At 51.9% G+C, this 15,832-nt stretch carries 17 protein-coding genes and 1 pseudogene; 6 read left to right on the forward strand and 12 right to left on the reverse strand.

The genetic code is table 11. The annotated features are described in order from the left end of the window. Window positions 1-57: 57 nt before the first annotated feature. Entirely contained in the window at window positions 58-900 is an 843-nt protein-coding gene (locus K5L82_RS07325) for a transporter substrate-binding domain-containing protein (RefSeq protein ID WP_223133675.1), read from the forward strand. A 12-nt stretch (window positions 901-912) separates the two neighbouring features. Here K5L82_RS07325 and ehuA read toward each other — a convergent pair whose 3' ends face one another. The 5 genes from ehuA to K5L82_RS07350 form a co-directional block, all read right to left on the reverse strand. Next, window positions 913-1,731 carry an ectoine/hydroxyectoine ABC transporter ATP-binding protein EhuA gene (ehuA, locus tag K5L82_RS07330; protein WP_133006001.1) on the reverse strand — a complete coding sequence of 273 codons (819 nt, stop codon included), beginning with the start codon at window positions 1,729-1,731 and terminating at the stop codon, window positions 913-915. Then, window positions 1,728-2,399: an ectoine/hydroxyectoine ABC transporter permease subunit EhuD gene (gene ehuD / locus K5L82_RS07335; RefSeq protein WP_133006002.1), complete on the reverse strand. Its 672-nt coding sequence runs from the start codon at window positions 2,397-2,399 to the stop codon at window positions 1,728-1,730. Before ehuD ends, ehuA begins: the two co-directional genes overlap by 4 nt. A gap of 3 nt (window positions 2,400-2,402) precedes the next feature. Beyond that, window positions 2,403-3,068, reverse strand: a complete 666-nt coding sequence (ehuC, locus tag K5L82_RS07340) for an ectoine/hydroxyectoine ABC transporter permease subunit EhuC (RefSeq protein ID WP_223133676.1) — start codon at window positions 3,066-3,068, stop codon at window positions 2,403-2,405. Window positions 3,069-3,378: 310 nt separating this feature from the next. Then, on the reverse strand, window positions 3,379-4,035 hold the full coding sequence (locus K5L82_RS07345; RefSeq protein ID WP_133006004.1) for a 3-oxoacid CoA-transferase subunit B: 657 nt from the start codon (window positions 4,033-4,035) through the stop codon (window positions 3,379-3,381). 37 nt (window positions 4,036-4,072) lie between these two features. Further along, window positions 4,073-4,771, reverse strand: a complete 699-nt coding sequence (locus K5L82_RS07350) for a CoA transferase subunit A (RefSeq protein ID WP_133006005.1) — start codon at window positions 4,769-4,771, stop codon at window positions 4,073-4,075. A gap of 146 nt (window positions 4,772-4,917) precedes the next feature. On the opposite strand from K5L82_RS07350, the gene K5L82_RS07355 reads away from it, so the two are divergent. Next, window positions 4,918-5,790 carry a LysR family transcriptional regulator gene (locus tag K5L82_RS07355; RefSeq protein ID WP_133006006.1) on the forward strand — a complete coding sequence of 291 codons (873 nt, stop codon included), beginning with the start codon at window positions 4,918-4,920 and terminating at the stop codon, window positions 5,788-5,790. Here the strand turns inward: K5L82_RS07355 and K5L82_RS07360 are convergent. From K5L82_RS07360 to K5L82_RS07385, 6 genes are all read right to left on the reverse strand, one after another. Beyond that, window positions 5,766-6,680, reverse strand: coding sequence for a DMT family transporter (locus K5L82_RS07360; protein ID WP_223133677.1), 915 nt, complete (start codon window positions 6,678-6,680; stop codon window positions 5,766-5,768). The two genes, K5L82_RS07355 and K5L82_RS07360, sit on opposite strands and share 25 nt — an antisense overlap. A 309-nt stretch (window positions 6,681-6,989) precedes the next feature. Continuing rightward, entirely contained in the window at window positions 6,990-7,835 is an 846-nt protein-coding gene (locus K5L82_RS07365) for an EamA family transporter (RefSeq protein WP_223133678.1), read from the reverse strand. Between the two features lie 89 nt (window positions 7,836-7,924). Further along, window positions 7,925-8,503, reverse strand: coding sequence for an HD domain-containing protein (locus K5L82_RS07370; protein ID WP_223133679.1), 579 nt, complete (start codon window positions 8,501-8,503; stop codon window positions 7,925-7,927). After that, complete coding sequence (locus tag K5L82_RS07375; protein ID WP_223133680.1) at window positions 8,503-9,027, reverse strand: TauD/TfdA family dioxygenase; 525 nt, start codon at window positions 9,025-9,027, stop codon at window positions 8,503-8,505. The genes K5L82_RS07370 and K5L82_RS07375 overlap by 1 nt, the downstream gene beginning before the upstream one ends. Continuing rightward, complete coding sequence (locus tag K5L82_RS16740) at window positions 9,021-9,476, reverse strand: RNA polymerase sigma factor (protein ID WP_316933376.1); 456 nt, start codon at window positions 9,474-9,476, stop codon at window positions 9,021-9,023. The genes K5L82_RS07375 and K5L82_RS16740 overlap by 7 nt, the downstream gene beginning before the upstream one ends. Before the next feature lie 147 nt (window positions 9,477-9,623). Beyond that, window positions 9,624-10,544, reverse strand: a complete 921-nt coding sequence (locus K5L82_RS07385; protein ID WP_223133681.1) for a LysR family transcriptional regulator — start codon at window positions 10,542-10,544, stop codon at window positions 9,624-9,626. Between the two features lie 122 nt (window positions 10,545-10,666). Here K5L82_RS07385 and K5L82_RS07390 point away from each other — a divergent pair, with 122 nt between their 5' ends. The 4 genes from K5L82_RS07390 (at window position 10,667) to K5L82_RS07405 (ending at window position 14,810) form a co-directional block, all read left to right on the forward strand. After that, window positions 10,667-11,389, forward strand: a complete 723-nt coding sequence (locus tag K5L82_RS07390) for an SDR family oxidoreductase (protein ID WP_223133682.1) — start codon at window positions 10,667-10,669, stop codon at window positions 11,387-11,389. 77 nt (window positions 11,390-11,466) lie between these two features. Further along, a protein-coding gene (locus K5L82_RS07395; protein ID WP_223133683.1) for an IS3 family transposase occupies window positions 11,467-12,554 on the forward strand; the annotation gives its coding sequence in 2 pieces (ribosomal slippage) (window positions 11,467-11,722 and window positions 11,722-12,554; 1,089 coding nt in all). Between the two features lie 130 nt (window positions 12,555-12,684). Further along, on the forward strand, window positions 12,685-13,668 hold the full coding sequence (locus tag K5L82_RS07400; protein ID WP_223133684.1) for a hypothetical protein: 984 nt from the start codon (window positions 12,685-12,687) through the stop codon (window positions 13,666-13,668). Between the two features lie 5 nt (window positions 13,669-13,673). Next, the gene (locus K5L82_RS07405; protein ID WP_223133685.1) at window positions 13,674-14,810 is read left to right on the forward strand and encodes an aminotransferase class I/II-fold pyridoxal phosphate-dependent enzyme; all 1,137 of its coding nucleotides are present in this window, start codon (window positions 13,674-13,676) and stop codon (window positions 14,808-14,810) included. A gap of 186 nt (window positions 14,811-14,996) precedes the next feature. Here K5L82_RS07405 and K5L82_RS07410 read toward each other — a convergent pair. Then, window positions 14,997-15,829, reverse strand: a pseudogene (locus K5L82_RS07410) (IS3 family transposase); the annotation flags it as partial. Between the last annotated feature and the right edge of the window lie 3 nt (window positions 15,830-15,832).

Consider the following 15,832-nt stretch of genomic DNA (forward strand, 5'->3'; position numbering starts at 1 on the left):
CGAACGAACTTATGTCATAATGAGCTTATTCATTTTCGAAAAAAGAAGAGGCAAACAATGAAACCACTAAAAAACATGTGGATTAAAACCTTAGCTCTCAGCGCTATCGTTACGACCTGCTCAGTACAAGCAGGCATGCTGGAAGAAAGAATCGAAGAAGGTGATACCATACGCCTAGGCTTCGCAGCGGCGCCGCCTTGGGCCTACGCAGGGAACGACGGTTCGCCTCAAGGTTTTGTTAACGGAATCGCTGTAGACGTGCTGGAACGCATGGGGCATACCAACATCGAGCCTGTGCTGACTGACTGGTCTAGCCTGATCCCAAGCTTAAAAGCCGGGCGAGTCGACTTGGTAACCGGCGGGATGTATGTGGTTAAGGCGCGCTGTGAAAATATGGATTTCTCAGATCCGATCGGCGCATTCGGCGACACCTTTCTGGTGCCCAAAGGCAACCCTAAGAACATTCAAACCTATCAGGACTTGATTGATCAGGACCTAACGATGGTTGCGTCCTCGGGCTACAACACCCTGAAAGATGCCAAGGATGCCGGGGTGCCCTCAAGCAACATCACCGAAGTGCCCGGGCCGACACAAGCCCTTGCCGCCCTGCGCACAGGGCGTGTCGATGCAGCTCCGACAAACGTGCTCGAAGCTAAGCACGCCGCCGACATGGACGACAGCTTTGAAATGACTGACCCCGAGCAATTTGTCGGCCGTGACAAGCAAGTGGTCGGGATCGGCTTCCGTCCGGAAGACAAGGCGTTTCGTCTTGCCTTCAACAAAGCCCTGAAAGAGTACTTGGGCTCGGATGAAATGATGGCAACGGTGACACCGGACAACTACATCAAGGCCTTCTTGCCAGGCGACTTGACCACCGAAAACGCCTGTCAGTCAAACTAAGCCAGCGTTGACTTAGTTTGACTCAAGGACCGCACTTAAAAACTGCTGAGTGCGGTCTTTCTGGGGAGTATCGAGAAGCACTTCTGGAGCTCCCTGTTCCTCAATCCGGCCACTGAAGAAGAAGCAAATACGGTCAGAAATATCCCGGGCAAAGCCAATCTGGTGCGTGACCATCAACATAGTCAGATTGTGTTGATCAACGAGTCCGCGAATAACCCCAGTCACCTCACTGATGACTTCCGGGTCCAAGGCCGAGGTAACCTCATCGAACAACATGACTTTCGGGCGCATCGCCAAAGCTCGCGCAATCGCAACACGCTGCTGCTGACCACCTGAAAGCCTGGATGGATGCTGATCACGCTTATCCGCCATGCCAACCATCTCCAGAAGCTCCAGGGCGCGTTCCTCAGCCTCCTTTCTGGACATACCCAACACTTGCATCGGCCCCTCAATACAGTTCCCCAGCGCCGTCATGTGCGGGAACAAATTGAAGTGTTGGAAACACATACCGATCTTTGAACGAATTTTGCGTAAGTGAGCAGCATTGGCACGCACTAAACGACCGTTCTTTTCCATGTGCGTTAGAGGCTCTCCATCAACGTAGATCACCCCGCTGTCTATGGTTTCCAGCGTCATCAACATGCGCAGAACGGTGGTTTTACCCGAACCGGAAGGGCCAATGATAGTCACCATTTCACCTTCGGTGACATCAAGATTCAGGCCATCAAGAACAGTCAGGTTGCCGTATTTCTTGGTGACGTTATGAAATCGCACCATGGGCACATTGTCGCCCTCGAGTTTCAGGGGGTATTGGCTCATGTCGTGCTTCATCTGGTCAGTCCCATTTTGCGGCGTAATACAGTCTCGAATCGGCGAATAAGCCAAGCAATTGGTAGTGATATCGCCAGGAAGATCAGCCCTACGATGGTGTAAGGCTCAAGATAACGGAAATTTTCTGCGCCGATAGAGTTGGCGGCATGCATCAGCTCCGCGACCCCGATCACTGACAGCATTGGTGTATCTTTGAAGATCCCGACAAGATAATTCCCCATCCCGGCCAACGCCGGTGGCAAAGCCTGTGGAATGACGATTCGGCGATAGGTTTTGATCGTTGAAAGATTGATGGCCTTCGCCGCTTCCCATTGCCCTTTCGGAACATTCTCGATTCCGCCTCGGTATACCTCGGAAAGATAAGCTGCGTAATGTAACCCAATGGCAATAAGACCTGCGGTCCAGGGCGATAGGCGCAAACCAAACTGCGGCCCAACGTAAAAGATAAAGAAAATCTGCAGCAGCAACGGAGTTGAACGAACAAACTCGACCAGCTCACGCACCACAAAGGTAACGGCTCGTGATGGAGTGCGCTGAGCCAACGCGAAGATTAAGCCGAGCAGAACTGCGACGATATACCCTCCGCCGGCCGCCAGCATGGTATTACCGGCCGCAGCTAATAAACGAGGTAATATTTCCCAGGTAAAATCCAGTTTCCAATCAAGCATGGTTTAAGCCCGCCCAATTTTACGAGCCATAAACCGCTCGAGCCAACGCATGAGCGGCGTGACCATAAATCGTGCAAAGATGTAGTAAATGATGAGTGCCGTGCCAAAAGCCTGAGCTGACAGATAGGTATTACTGTTGACCTGACGAGTTTCAAACATCAGGTCCGCCACCGAGATCAGCGCCACCAATGCGGTCCCCTTCAATATCTCAATCATGAGATTGCCCCAAGGCGGCAGTATAGCCACCAACGCCTGCGGCAAGATGATCCGCTTCATGCGTTGTGCCGCTGACATGTTCAATGCCAGAGCAGCTTCCCACTGCCCTTTAGGCACCGACTGTATGGCACCGCGTACCAGCTCTGCGCCGTAAGCACCATAACACAGCCCCACGGTCAGGAAGCCAACCGTAAACTTGTCCATGGTGACACCAAACAATGGCATCACAAAGTAAAACCAATACAACTGAACGAGAAGAGAGGTACCTCTGAAAAGTTCAATATATACGACAGCGATGCCGCGCACCGCTTTTGACCGGGCCATCTTCATCAGGCCTGAAATAAGGGCAACCACAATCGCCACCACTACAGCCAGACCGAACTGGCCCAAGGTGACCAGCGCACCCTCGATAAATCGGTCGCTATAGGTTGTAAGGAATTCGAAATAAGACATCTTTTATGTAGCCTTCAGACTCATTGCCAGGGGTTCAATTCGAGACAACGAAGAAACTGAAGGGGGAGACCACCCCTTTACACAGCTAAATTCCATAGCGCTGTAAACATCCGCATCGCCAATTATGTTGGTTATTATTACACAAAGAGAGACGGACGTGCGGAACGGGCGCAACAACCATTCGTGCTGTAAGCTTTTCCAACCCAGCTTTCCGGGTTGAACGACATACAAAATGAGGGAATTTCGAGTGATGATTGTATTGGGTTAGGCGTGCGGCAAACTCGTCGACACGCCTAACCGTGAGCTTCAACTATACCGCCATCTCTGGAACATCGTCAGGAATAATAAGCGGCCCGGCTGTCTTTTCCGCAATTTCTTCAACAGAAACGCCCGGTGCCCGCTCTTTCAATATAAAGGTACCGTTTTCAATTTCCAGGTAGGCCAAATCTGTCAGTACCCTTTTGATGCATCCGGCCCCCGTCAATGGCAGCTCGCACTTGCTCAACAGCTTGGACTCTCCGGTTTTCGAGGCGTGGGTCATGGTGACAATGATGTTGTCTGCACCGGCAACCAAATCCATCGCACCACCCATTCCTTTGACCAACTTACCCGGTACCATCCAGGATGCGATATTGCCCTGCGCATCCACTTCGAAAGCACCCAATACGGTCAAGTCAATGTGACCACCACGGATCATTGCAAAGGATTCTGCTGAATCGACAATTGATGCACCAACACGCGCGGTTACGGTTTGCTTGCCGGCATTGATCATATCGGCATCAAGCTCTTCTTCGGTCGGAAATGCGCCCATCCCAAGCAGCCCATTCTCCGACTGCAGCATCACCGATATGTCGTCCGGTACATAGTTGGCCACCAAGGTTGGAATACCAATCCCCAGATTGACATAAAAACCATCTTTCAGTTCGCTGGCGACACGCTTTGCCATCTGCTCTCGTGATAAAGCCATGTGATTCTCCCCGGTTTGAATTAGTTGTTTTTGGCGATCAGGCCCTGACGGTGCGCTGCTCGATACGCTTCTCAAATGTGCCGCAAATCAGGCGATCCACATATATGCCTGGCGTATGAATCTCTGCCGGATCCAGCGTGCCCGCCTCGACGATTTCTTCCACTTCAACAACAGTGATCTTTCCGGCCGTGGCCATTAGCGGGTTGAAGTTCCTGGCCGTGTGTCGATAAATAACGTTGCCATAGGTGTCCGCTTTCCAGCCTTTAACGATGGCAATATCGCCGGTGATCGCCTGCTCCAAAACGTAGTTTCGGCCATCGAAATCACGCACTTCTTTGCCTTCGGCCACTTGCGTGCCATATCCGGTTGCGGTGTAAAAGGCAGGAATACCAGCACCACCAGCGCGCACACGCTCTGCGAGATTGCCTTGGGGAGTCAATTCAACCTTTAACTCGTCGTTTAATAGCTGCTGTTCGAACAGTTTGTTCTCACCCACGTATGAAGCAATCATGCGGCTAATCTGGCGGTCTTCCAGCAATAAACCCAAGCCAAAACCATCCACGCCACAGTTATTGGACACCACTGTCAGGTCGCGATTACCCCGGCGCTTGATCTCAGCGATCAGGTTTTCCGGGATACCACACAAACCAAAGCCACCGGCCAGAATGGTCATGCCATCTGCCAAGCCTTCCAAAGCCTCTTCGTACGAAGATACGCGCTTATCGAATCCAGCCATTTGAACCTCGTTATTTCTTGTTAATGAAACCCCATTATTACGAACGAGGTTTATTTATTTAATCGAATTTTTCGAAGTAATTATTTCGAAAAACAAAACAATAATACGATAGAATATTTCTTACAATCATCACAACGCCGAGCCTCATGAACGTAAAACAACTCAGATCATTCCTTGCCGTTGCCGAAACCCTCAGTTTCGTCATCGCCAGTGAAAGACTGCACACGTCACAGTCTGCTTTGAGCATGGCCATTAAAGGTCTTGAGGAAAGTTTGGGCGGGAAGGTGTTTGTGAGAACCACCCGATCGGTGCAGTTGACGCCAGAGGGGGAGTCACTAATGCCGTTGGCAAGGAAGCTTCTTGCTGACTGGGATTCGATTCACCACGAACTGCAGCAGCGGTTTTCTTTGGGAATTGGCAAGGTGAGTATTGCCGCCATGCCCTCCTTTGCCATCAACGTGCTACCGAGAGCCCTGAAGCAGTTTCGGGCTTTGCATCCGAAGATTTCAGTGCAAGTGCACGATGTCATTAATGAAGATGTTATCGATATGGTTCAGATCGGTGAGGTAGAGCTTGGAATTGGCTTCAAGCCCTACCCTGCTTCGCTGGCATTCGAGCCGCTGTTTATCGACCGATTTGTGGCAATTGTTCCTCCGGGGCTGAGTTTCGAAGGCGAAGCGCACGTGGAGTGGGAGGCACTTTTTCAACATCCCTTTATCTCACTGCAGAAACCGTCAGCGGTGCAGGCCTATCTTGAGGACAGTTTACGAGACAGGCATCTGGTTCTGAAAACAGAACTTGAAGCACACCAACTATCAACTGTGGGAAAGATGGTCGCCACCGGTTTGGGGGTTAGCGTTGTGCCAGCACTCTGTGCTCCCCAAATGGAAGCTCTGGGGGCGAAGGTTTTGAAACTGAAAGACGCTCTTATTGAACAACCAGTAGGGCTCATCTGGCATCGTGAGCGCGAGCGGTCCGCAGCCACTCATGCGCTTTACAATGTGCTTAAAACATCCTGATCAGACTTCTCACTCCCAGTAGCATCCGATATCCCCCCGACGCGCTGAGACACTAACGCCTGGGCTATACCGGAAAATACAATTAAAGCACTCCCGGCTAACTGCAATGTGCTCAAACTCTGCCCGAACAAAACCCACCCCAATCCAACCACAGTGATAGGCTCCAAATAAGCTAGGGTGCCGAATGTCGCAGCAGGAAGCGCCCTCAACGCCACAACCGCAAGCATGATGGCCAAGAAACCGGGCACCACACCGGCCGCCACCAACCAGCCCCACTGACTCGCATCTATGCTCTCGCCTTGCTGAAGCATTAAGGGCAGCATGCACAGAGCTCCCGCCAACATCTGATAACCGCTCCGGGTCAACACATGCACTCGGTCATGGATCAATCGGTTGGTGAGGATAAATGCGGCGTAGCACACCATGGCACACAGCGCATAGAAAAGCCCCAGAACCTCTTCGCCCCGCCCTGACAGGTTAAAATTGAACTCCAACATCATGGCAAAACCAAAAAGAGCCACCACGATTAAGGCTGCACTCATCCCGGAGAGGCGCTCACCCATAAAAAAGTGAGCCACGACAGATGCTGTCACGGGCGCCAAATACAGCAACATGATCGCGTTGGCCATACTGGTGTAACCCATCGCCATCACGTAAAAGACAACAAACCCCGCAAGAAAACCTCCGGTGATCAGCACCTTGAAGCCCGGCCAGGTAAAGATTCGGTCCTTCTGGCCGCTGACAAGCAGAAAGACCGCCATTAACAATGCACCGATGAACAGGCGATAGAAGGTTACAGTTTCTGCGCTAACGTCTGCGTAGACGGCAATGGCACCTATGGTGCCCATAAAAACGGCGGAGACCGCTGCTGCCAATATGTACAAACTCATCGAATCAAATAGTCCAGAGTAAAGGCGTGCTTCTTATCTTGCTGATGTTTTAACTCGTCGATTCACAACCAGCTCAAGCGCAAGAATGTAGCGTTCAACTCTTTCATCGTCACTAGGCTCGCGCATCTCAAGACCCTGCTTTCACAGCATGAAAAAGAGACTTAGCTCGGATTACGGCGGAGTCGCCGCGATAATACCGGGCACAGTTCTTCTGCTCAAGACGAACGCTTTCAATCCGCATCATGTGTACCGTATAGGCCAAGGCATTGCGACCTTGATCCAGCGGGTGCAACTAAAGTGCTTTAGCATTCAGGTTTGGCTGAACTGGAGCATCACCACGCCCAGCGCTACTAGACAGGCCGACACAATGCGACGGCCACCGAAAGGTTCGTTCAGATAACGGGCGCCAATCAAAGCGGCGATAATTACGCTGGTCTCCCGCAGCGCAGAAACATAGGTCATGGGTGACACGGACATCGCCCAGACCACCAAACCGTATGCGGTCATATAGAGAACACCACTGGCCAGCCCCTGCCGCCAGTGGTCCCGGAAGAAACCGACAATCTGACGGCCCTGACTCAGCCCCCCCCAAAGGAGAAGCAGCAAACCGTCCAGTACAAACATCCAGGCAATATAGGCCATGGTATCTGTCGACAGCCTAGCCCCCATGCCATCGACAATCGAATAGCAGGCAATCAATACGCCAATCGCCAATGCTACCAGCACCGACCGCCCGCTACCTTTGCCATCCGGTAGTCGGAACGCCAGCAAGGCAATGGCCAAGGACACCACACCAATACTCACAGCTCCAAGGGTACTCAGGCGCTCACCTGCAACAAAAAATGCACCCAGCGCCACCAGCGGCGGAGCCGATCCCCGGGCAATCGGATACACCAGTGACAAGTCCGCCAGCCGGTAGCCATAGGCCAGCAAAAGGTAATAAAACAGATGCACCAGCATCGATCCAAAAAGATAGGGCCAGCTCTCCGGGTTGGGAAAACCTAGATAGAGTGCGGGCAGCAGCATGACAATTGCCGCAATGCCATTCGTAATCGCCAGCCGGACAAACGGTGCCCCGCCACTCTTCACCAGCGTATTCCAACCAGCGTGCATCACCGCCGCAGCGAGCACCAGGCCGACGACCAAAGGATCCATTAGCATTCTCCAAAAACAGCAAACCCGCGACAGATCAAGGTCGCGGGTGCTGGTGGTGACTCAGTTTTCGCTTTAACACGGAGCTACGTTTAGCGCTCTGCCCCCACCAGTAACCCAGTCAACAGTGGGCGATAATGGTCAAACGTAGGGGTCGGAGCACCCGCAATTTTGCCTTCGTCATCCCATACCCTAAGTCGCAGTGCGTCCCGGTAATATTCGTGGGCTTCAAACGCTGCCGCTTCACCAGCCGACATAGGGCCACCCTGCACATTCAGTGAGTTGACTGATGCTGGCGACAATCGGTTGAAATATTCCGGCTTGGTAGCGCACAGATAACGCTTAGCGGCCACGTGAAGCTTGATGGGTTCATGCACCGATTTCGGGAAGAACGTCGTCAACACATCCGCGCCCGCCGTTTCATGGTAGTTGTCCTGCCCCTGCTCCAGCGATTCTTCCGGAAACTCACTGGTGTAGTGCCCGATATCATGGAGTAGGGAAGCCGCGACAAGGCTGTTCGGTGCCCCAGCCCTCTCGGCGAGGGCCGCGGTTTGAAGCATGTGTTCAGACATGCTGACCGGCTCACCCATATAGGATTCGCCACCTCGGCGGGCAAAAATATCCGCCAGGAAGTCTACGATGTTGTCGCGAGTGAGAGATTCAAACGCCATTACGCCATCACCTCTTCCTGCTTTGTTTGCTGTGCCTGCTTTTCCAAAACCGCTAGGGTCGAGCGCAGGCCGTCGAGGTCGGCGTATGCCCCCTGTAGCCAGCGCGAGCCACTGCCTTCATAGCCAACTCGACCATGAGTTACCCGGGTATTGTCCACGATGAACAGTTCTCCCGGCTGCAACTTGAAGGTGACTGCAAGCTCCGGTCGCTCCATGATGTCAGCCAGCTTGCGATAACCCTGGTAGAAGGCCTCCATCTGCTCGAAGGGGATGGAGGTCAGAGGCCCCAGCGAGCGGTTGTTGAAGCGCACCGCCAGCAATTCGCCATCCGGCCCCAACTCAATCATCGGTCGTTTCGAGCGAAGCCGCACATCTCCAGTGCCGGCATAGGTGTAGGTCGCGGGCAATGAACTCAAAGCCTTAAAAGCCTCCGGCGCCTCCTCATGCAATAGCTCTACCGCCTTGAAACTGTCGACCACCACCGAGTCGCCACCGTCGACGGAGTTCTCCTTACACATCAGCATTCGCCGGTCTCTTGGAAGTGTTCAACCATCAGGAAGATTTTCTGCCTTGCACGGTGCAAAATTACTCGCAGGTTAGAAGCAGTCAAATCCAAAATGTTACAGATATCGTCGGATTTATGTTGATGGGCTTCGTAAAGCATCAAGGCGCTGCGCTGAGTTTCCGGCAGTCGGGCCAGGTGTTTGTCCAAGCAGTCGCTGAGGGCACCATTCTCCAAAGGTGCCTCGGCGGTTTCCTCAAAGCGGAGCGTTGGCGGCGTGCGCCAGCGGCCTGTAGCGTTGAACCGATCGGCCATATCTGGGTCCAACTGCTCCTGAAAGTCGGTGGGAACCTCCCGCTTGGCGGAGCGCAGTTTGTTTTTGCTGCGATTCGCAACAATGCGGTGGAGCCATCCAAATAATAGCGGGCTACCGCCAGCATACTCGGAGAATACGGTAAGCGGCGGAATCACCTTGTTTCAGTTGCTCGACCAGTTGCTGCTCGAAATCAGTTGTATTAGCTTTTTCCATAGCTGGCCTTTTCATTCTTTAGCGAATGCTCAAGAATTTTAATTGAACCCTTACTGAACGGCTAGCACCGCGCTAGGCAAAGCTTATACTCAGTGGCCCCATGGCAGCCCTTCACTCAAGGCCTGCTCATAAACCACGGAAAAGTGCGCTTTCAGTTCATCCATCAGCCTGCGCACACGCAGGATCTGATATCGGTGTGGCGGGCACACCAGCGATAGCGGTGTGGTTTCGGACCACTGCGGCAACACCTCCAACAAATCGCCCTTGGCGATATCAGCCTGCACATACGCATCGGCAAGCCGGGTGACACCAAGCCCTGCAAGCGTGGCCTGGCGCATGGCTCGCCCACTGACGATTCTGATACCGTTTTTCACGTGTACCACATGCTGCTCCGCCCCCCGAACCAGCAGCCAGTGATCCACGCTGCCGTATATCAGCGGCAGGTCCTTGAGATCGGCAGGTTCCTTGATGCTCCCATGTTGCTGTAAAAACTCCGGGCTGGTCACGTATCGCGTCGTGACCTGATGCAGACCGCGTGCGACAAGGGTCGAGTCAGCCAGCTCCCCCATTCTAATGACCAGATCGTAAGGGCTGGTTAGCAGGTCTACCCGCAAACTGGAAAAATCCAGCTCGATCTCAACACCCGGATGATCACGCTGAAACCTGAACACCAAAGGAGCAATCAATTCTTCGCCAATCAAGCCACCAACGGAGTTCATGCGAATAACCCCTTTCAGCTCGTTGGTTGATTGCAACGCCCATTCTGCAGCGGAGTCCAATTGCCGAAACGCCAGCTGGCTGCGCTCCAAATAGCCTTGGCCGATCGTCGTCAACCGCAAGCTTCGAGTGGTTCGATGGAGTAGCTGTACGCCCAGCGCGCCCTCAAGTTCGGTTACCTGCTGACTGAGATTTGCCTTCGATTGGCCCGATGCGTTCGAGGCTGCGGTGAAACTGCCATGTTCGGCAACCAGCAAAAATGCACGCACCCAGCGCCAGGAGATATTGTTCATAAAAACTGAACAGCCTTTTTAGAATGTGACTATTTTTTATATTACTGCTTATTCCTAAACTACGCCTGCTTTTTTCGATGAGCTGACTGCCATTCCGGCGGCACGATCAACAGGAGAAAAAAATGACTAAACCACTGGTGGTTATTACCGGCGCATCATCTGGTATCGGCGCGGCCATCGCGCAACGATTCTCGCAGGCAGGCCATCCCCTGCTGTTAGTAGCCCGCCGTATAGAAAAAATCGACGCGCTTAGCCTGCCCAATGTACTTTGTCGCAAAGTTGATGTGACCGATGCTCAGGCATTTCGCAACGCCATCCAGGAAGCTGAAGGTGTTTACGGCCCTGCCGATCTTCTGATCAACAACGCCGGAGTGATGTTATTAGGTCAGCTCGACACCCAGGATCCAGCTGAATGGCAGCGCATGTTCGATGTGAACGTGCTCGCTCTGCTAAACAGCATGCAGGCGGTATTGGCCGACATGAAAGCCCGTGGTCAAGGGACGATCCTCAACATCAGCTCCATCGCCGGCAAAAAGAGCTTCCCGAACCACGCAGCCTATGTCGGTAGCAAGTTCGCCGTGAGTTCCATTACCGAGAATGTGCGCGAAGAAGTTGCGGACAGCAACGTGCGCGTAATGGCCATCCATCCGGGCGCGGTCGACACTGAATTGCTCAGTCATACGACGAATCCGGAAATCATTAATGGCTATGAAGAGTGGAAAGCATCGATGGGCGGCGTGTTGGTTGCCGATGACATCGCCCGGGCAGCAACCTTCATGTATGAACAACCACAGAATGTGAACATTCGCGACATTACTGTCGCCCCAACCCGCCAGCCAGCGTGACAGAGAGGGTAATCCCCCGAAAAACCGAGGTGTTCAAAAGTAGAATTTTCCGTAAGCTAAACGCAGGGAGATTCTGCATGAAGAAGTCACGTTTTTCCGATAGCCAGATCATGGCGATCCTGAAGCAAGCCGAAAACGGCGTGCCCGTTCCTGAGTTATGCCGCGAACACGGTATGAGCAACGGCAGCTTCTATAAATGGCGTGCAAAGTTCGGCGGCATGGATACTTCCATGATCAAGCGCATGAAAGAGCTTGAGGATGAAAACCGGCGGCTGAAGAAGATGTATGCCGAAGAACGGCTCAAGTCTGAGTTGCGCAAGGAAGCTCTTGAGGGAAAGTGGTAAAGCCATCTCTCCGCCGCGAGATGGCGCACAAAGCCGTTGCCGCTGCTCGTTGTAGCATTCGCCAAGCCAGCGAGGTCTTCAGTGTCAGTGAGTTCTGCTATCGCTACCGGGCTAAGCTCAGCAGTGAAAATGCCGAGATCGCGGATCTGTTGGTGCGCTTAACCCATAACCAGAGAAACTGGGGCTTTGGCCTGTGTTTTCTGTACCTGCGCAACGTGAAGGGTTACCCCTGGAACCACAAGCGCGTTTACCGGCTCTACCGGGAACTGGAGCTGAACCTACGTATCAAGCCCCGTAAACGACTAATACGTGAGAAACCCGAGCCATTGGCGGTGCCTACGGCCACCAACATCAGTTGGTCCATGAACTTCATGCACGACCAGCTAGAAGATGGCCGAAGTTACCGCCTGTTCAATGTGATCGATGATTACAACCGGGAAGACTTGGGCATTGAAGTAGACCTGTCACTGCCCTCTGAGCGAGTTATCCGGGCCTTAAATCAGATCATCGAGTGGCGGGGAAAGCCCATGCAAATTCGCTGCGACAATGGCCCGGAATACATCAGTGCCACCTTGGCCGCCTGGACTAAGAGGCACGATATTAAACTGGTCTTTATACAGCCCGGCAACCCGCAGCAAAACGCCTATATCGAACGCTATAATCGCACTGTGCGCTATGACTGGCTGGCCCAATACCTGTTCCACTCCATTGAGGAGGTTCAGGAATATGCAACTCGGTGGCTATGGACCTACAATAACGAACGGCCAAACATGGCCCTCGGAGGAATTACCCCACAACAGAAACTGGCCATGGTGGCCTGAACTCTACTTTTGATGCCCTCTTAAAATGGGGGGATTACCCTGTTAGACGCAACACCTAAATGGGCAAACATCATCGCAAAATCAGACAGTGCCTGCCTGAAACCCGAATATATCGATTGGAGACCTACCATTGAAAGCTGTACTTAAACTTGAGGAAATAAAGCGGTGTGTGGGTATTCCACAATTGATCCAAGCGATTGAAAGTGGGTTCGTTAGTTACTCAGAGGGGCGGTCTGAAGTGCCTCCTGTTGGATTTCTTCATTTTGATGAACCACCTGGTGATGTCCATATCAAGTATGGATACATTTATGGGGGCGATTATTATGTATTGAAAGTTGCTTCTGCTTTTTATAAAAATGCCGAGTTAAACCATCCAGTCAATGATGGTGTGGTTCTTGTATTTAGTGCTAAGACGGGTGGGGTTGAGTTTGTCTTACAGGATGAAGGTTGGTTAACGGATATTCGCACAGCGGCCGCGGGGGCTGTGGCTGCAAAACATTTAGCAAACGACACGATTGATACTATTGGTATTGTCGGCACAGGCATACAGGCAAGACTCCAGTTGGAACTGTTACGTGATGTTGTTAATTGCAAAAAATGCCTGGTTTGGGGGAGAAGTTCGACAAAAGCACAGCGGATGATTGATGAACTCAAGCAAAATCCGGTTATTCAGGAATGGGGGATTGAGATCACATTGGCAGATGATTTGGATAGCCTCGTCTCAAAAAGTCGGCTTATCGTGACGACCACACCTGCTCGTATTCCGCTGATCTTGGCAGATAAGGTTCAAGCCGGTACACACATAACAGCAATGGGTTCAGATGATCACGGAAAGCAAGAACTAGCCTCTGAGCTGTTGGCTAGGGCAGATCGAGTGGTTGCTGATAGCATTTCACAGTGTGTTGATCACGGTGAGTGCTATTCTGCCATTAAGGACAATAAGATTGAAGAAAGTGCCGTGCTCGAATTGGGTGATGTGATTAATAACCCAGAGAAAGGCCGGACTCATGAGAATCAAATTACAATAGCTGACCTGACAGGTGTTGCGGTACAAGATATTGAGGTCGCGAATATAGTCGCAAACGCCTACCTTAACCAGAATAAACCCGGATAATTACTATGACAATGTTGCCTGATTTCAAGCTTGAAACACATTTTTCCAAGTGGGAATTCAAAGCTAAATACCACATGACAGCCTCCGACGCTGAAAGCATGTCTATGCGTGATCTGTTGGCGATGGCAACGCCGGATGAGCGTGAATCGTTTGAAAATATGTGGCTGGGTTATACGGAAACGTTTGGTGCACCTGAACTGCGTGAGACGATTTCTATGCTATATGACAATCGAAGCACCGATGAAATTCTTTGTTTTGCGGGGGCGAGTGAAGGCATTTTTGCTGCGAACTCTGTGATACTGGATAAAGACAGCCACGCCATTGTTGTCACCCCGAATTATCAGTCACATGAAACCTTGCCGTTAGCCATTTGTGAAGCGACGGGTGTGCCATTGGATGCCAATGATGGCTGGTCATTAGATATAGACCGCGTGGCAGATGCCATTCGGCCTAATACGAAACTCGTTACCATTAACTTCCCACATAATCCTACTGGTACGATCCTACCACTTGATCGTTATATGGCGTTGGTAGAGCTTTGCCGGAAGCATGGTATTTATATTCTTCATGATGAGATATTTCATGGTCTTGGCCCCAGCGGAACACAGCATTTACCTTATGTAGCTGATGTGTATGAGCGTGGTTTATCGCTGAATGTGATGTCTAAAGCTTATGGCCTACCGGGGCTTAGAATAGGCTGGATTGCTTGCGCTGATAAGGAGATCATTTCAAAAATGGAGCGCATGAAGCATTACTTGTCTATTTGTAACTCGGGGCCAAGCGAGCAATTAACGCAGATTGCACTGAGGAATAGTGACAGGTTGTTGGCACGAAGTTGCGGAATTGTTGATGAGAACCTTCCGAAGTGGGAAGCCTTCTTTGCGAACTACCCGGATTTATTTGATTGGCAGTCACCAGACGGTTCTTGCATGGCTTTCCCACGCTACAAAGGTGCTGATGGTGTAGAACAGTTCTGTCGTACTTTGGTTGAAGAGAGTGGTGTTTTGTTTTTGCCCAGTACAATTTACAGTTCTGAGTTATGCGATACACCTACGGACCGCTTCCGACTTGGCTTTGGCCGTAAAGGATTGGACGAAGGGATTGCTGTTCTTGACGCTCATATGAAGAGATTTCTTTCATGAAAGCTTCGTGTGCATTAGCCATAGAAAGATAAACCCTGATTGGTAATATAAAGTGAGGAATACAGCAGTCGTCTAACAAGGCGCTGCTGTCGGACAAATTTTCCGCTTCGCTCTAAGTTTGCCTCAGAGCGCGGCGTTTTCCAAAATCTGAATGTTTGCTATGCGACCATGACCTGCCCCCAGTCTTTAATCCAACTGCTTCCTAGTAATGTCCGTTACTTTTGAATCAGTTTTCCAAGTCGGAGAGCGGAGGCAAACTCCAGGGGTGTCTGATACCCCAAGGATGAATGCGGACGCTGCTCATTGTAGTCCATGCGCCAGTTGCTGATTTTTTCTCGGGCGTGAGCGAGATCCCGGAACCAATGTTCATTCAGGCACTCATCCCGGAATTTTCCGTTAAAGCTCTCGACGTATCCGTTCTGCATCGGTTTCCCGGGCTGGATAAGTTTTAGCTCGACGCCATGGCGGTAGGCCCATTGGTCGAGCGCTCTACCAGTGAATTCCGGCCCCTGATCGGTCCTAACGGCTTTCGGGTAGCCTCGGAAGGCAGCGATGCCATCCAGGGTGCGGGCGACTTGTTCACCTGATATTCCCATGGCCACGGGAATGTCGAGGCACTCCTTGGTGAAGTCATCCACGATCGTTAGGCATTTGATCCTGCGGCCGTTAGCCAGGGAATCCATCACAAAATCCATAGACCACGTATGATTTGGCGCATTAGGCAACACCAAGGGTTGCCGCTCCACCATCACGCTTTTACGGCGCTTGCGTTTACGGACGGCCAGGCCTGCCTCCCGGTAAAGCCGATAGACCTTCTTGTGATTCACTTCAGCACCCTCACGACGTAGCAACTGGTGAACACGCCGATACCCAAACCTTCTGCGTTCGAACGCGATGGCTTTGATACGTTCCGTCAGCTCGCGATCTTCTGGAGAACGCTGAGACTGATACCGCATGGTTGCGCGGGATAACCCGACGAGTTGTCGCAGACCCCGTTTTTTAGCAGGCTTTGTTATGTCGGC

The sequence above is a fragment of the Marinobacter sp. AL4B genome (assembly GCF_019916045.1).
GTDB lineage: Bacteria > Pseudomonadota > Gammaproteobacteria > Pseudomonadales > Oleiphilaceae > Marinobacter.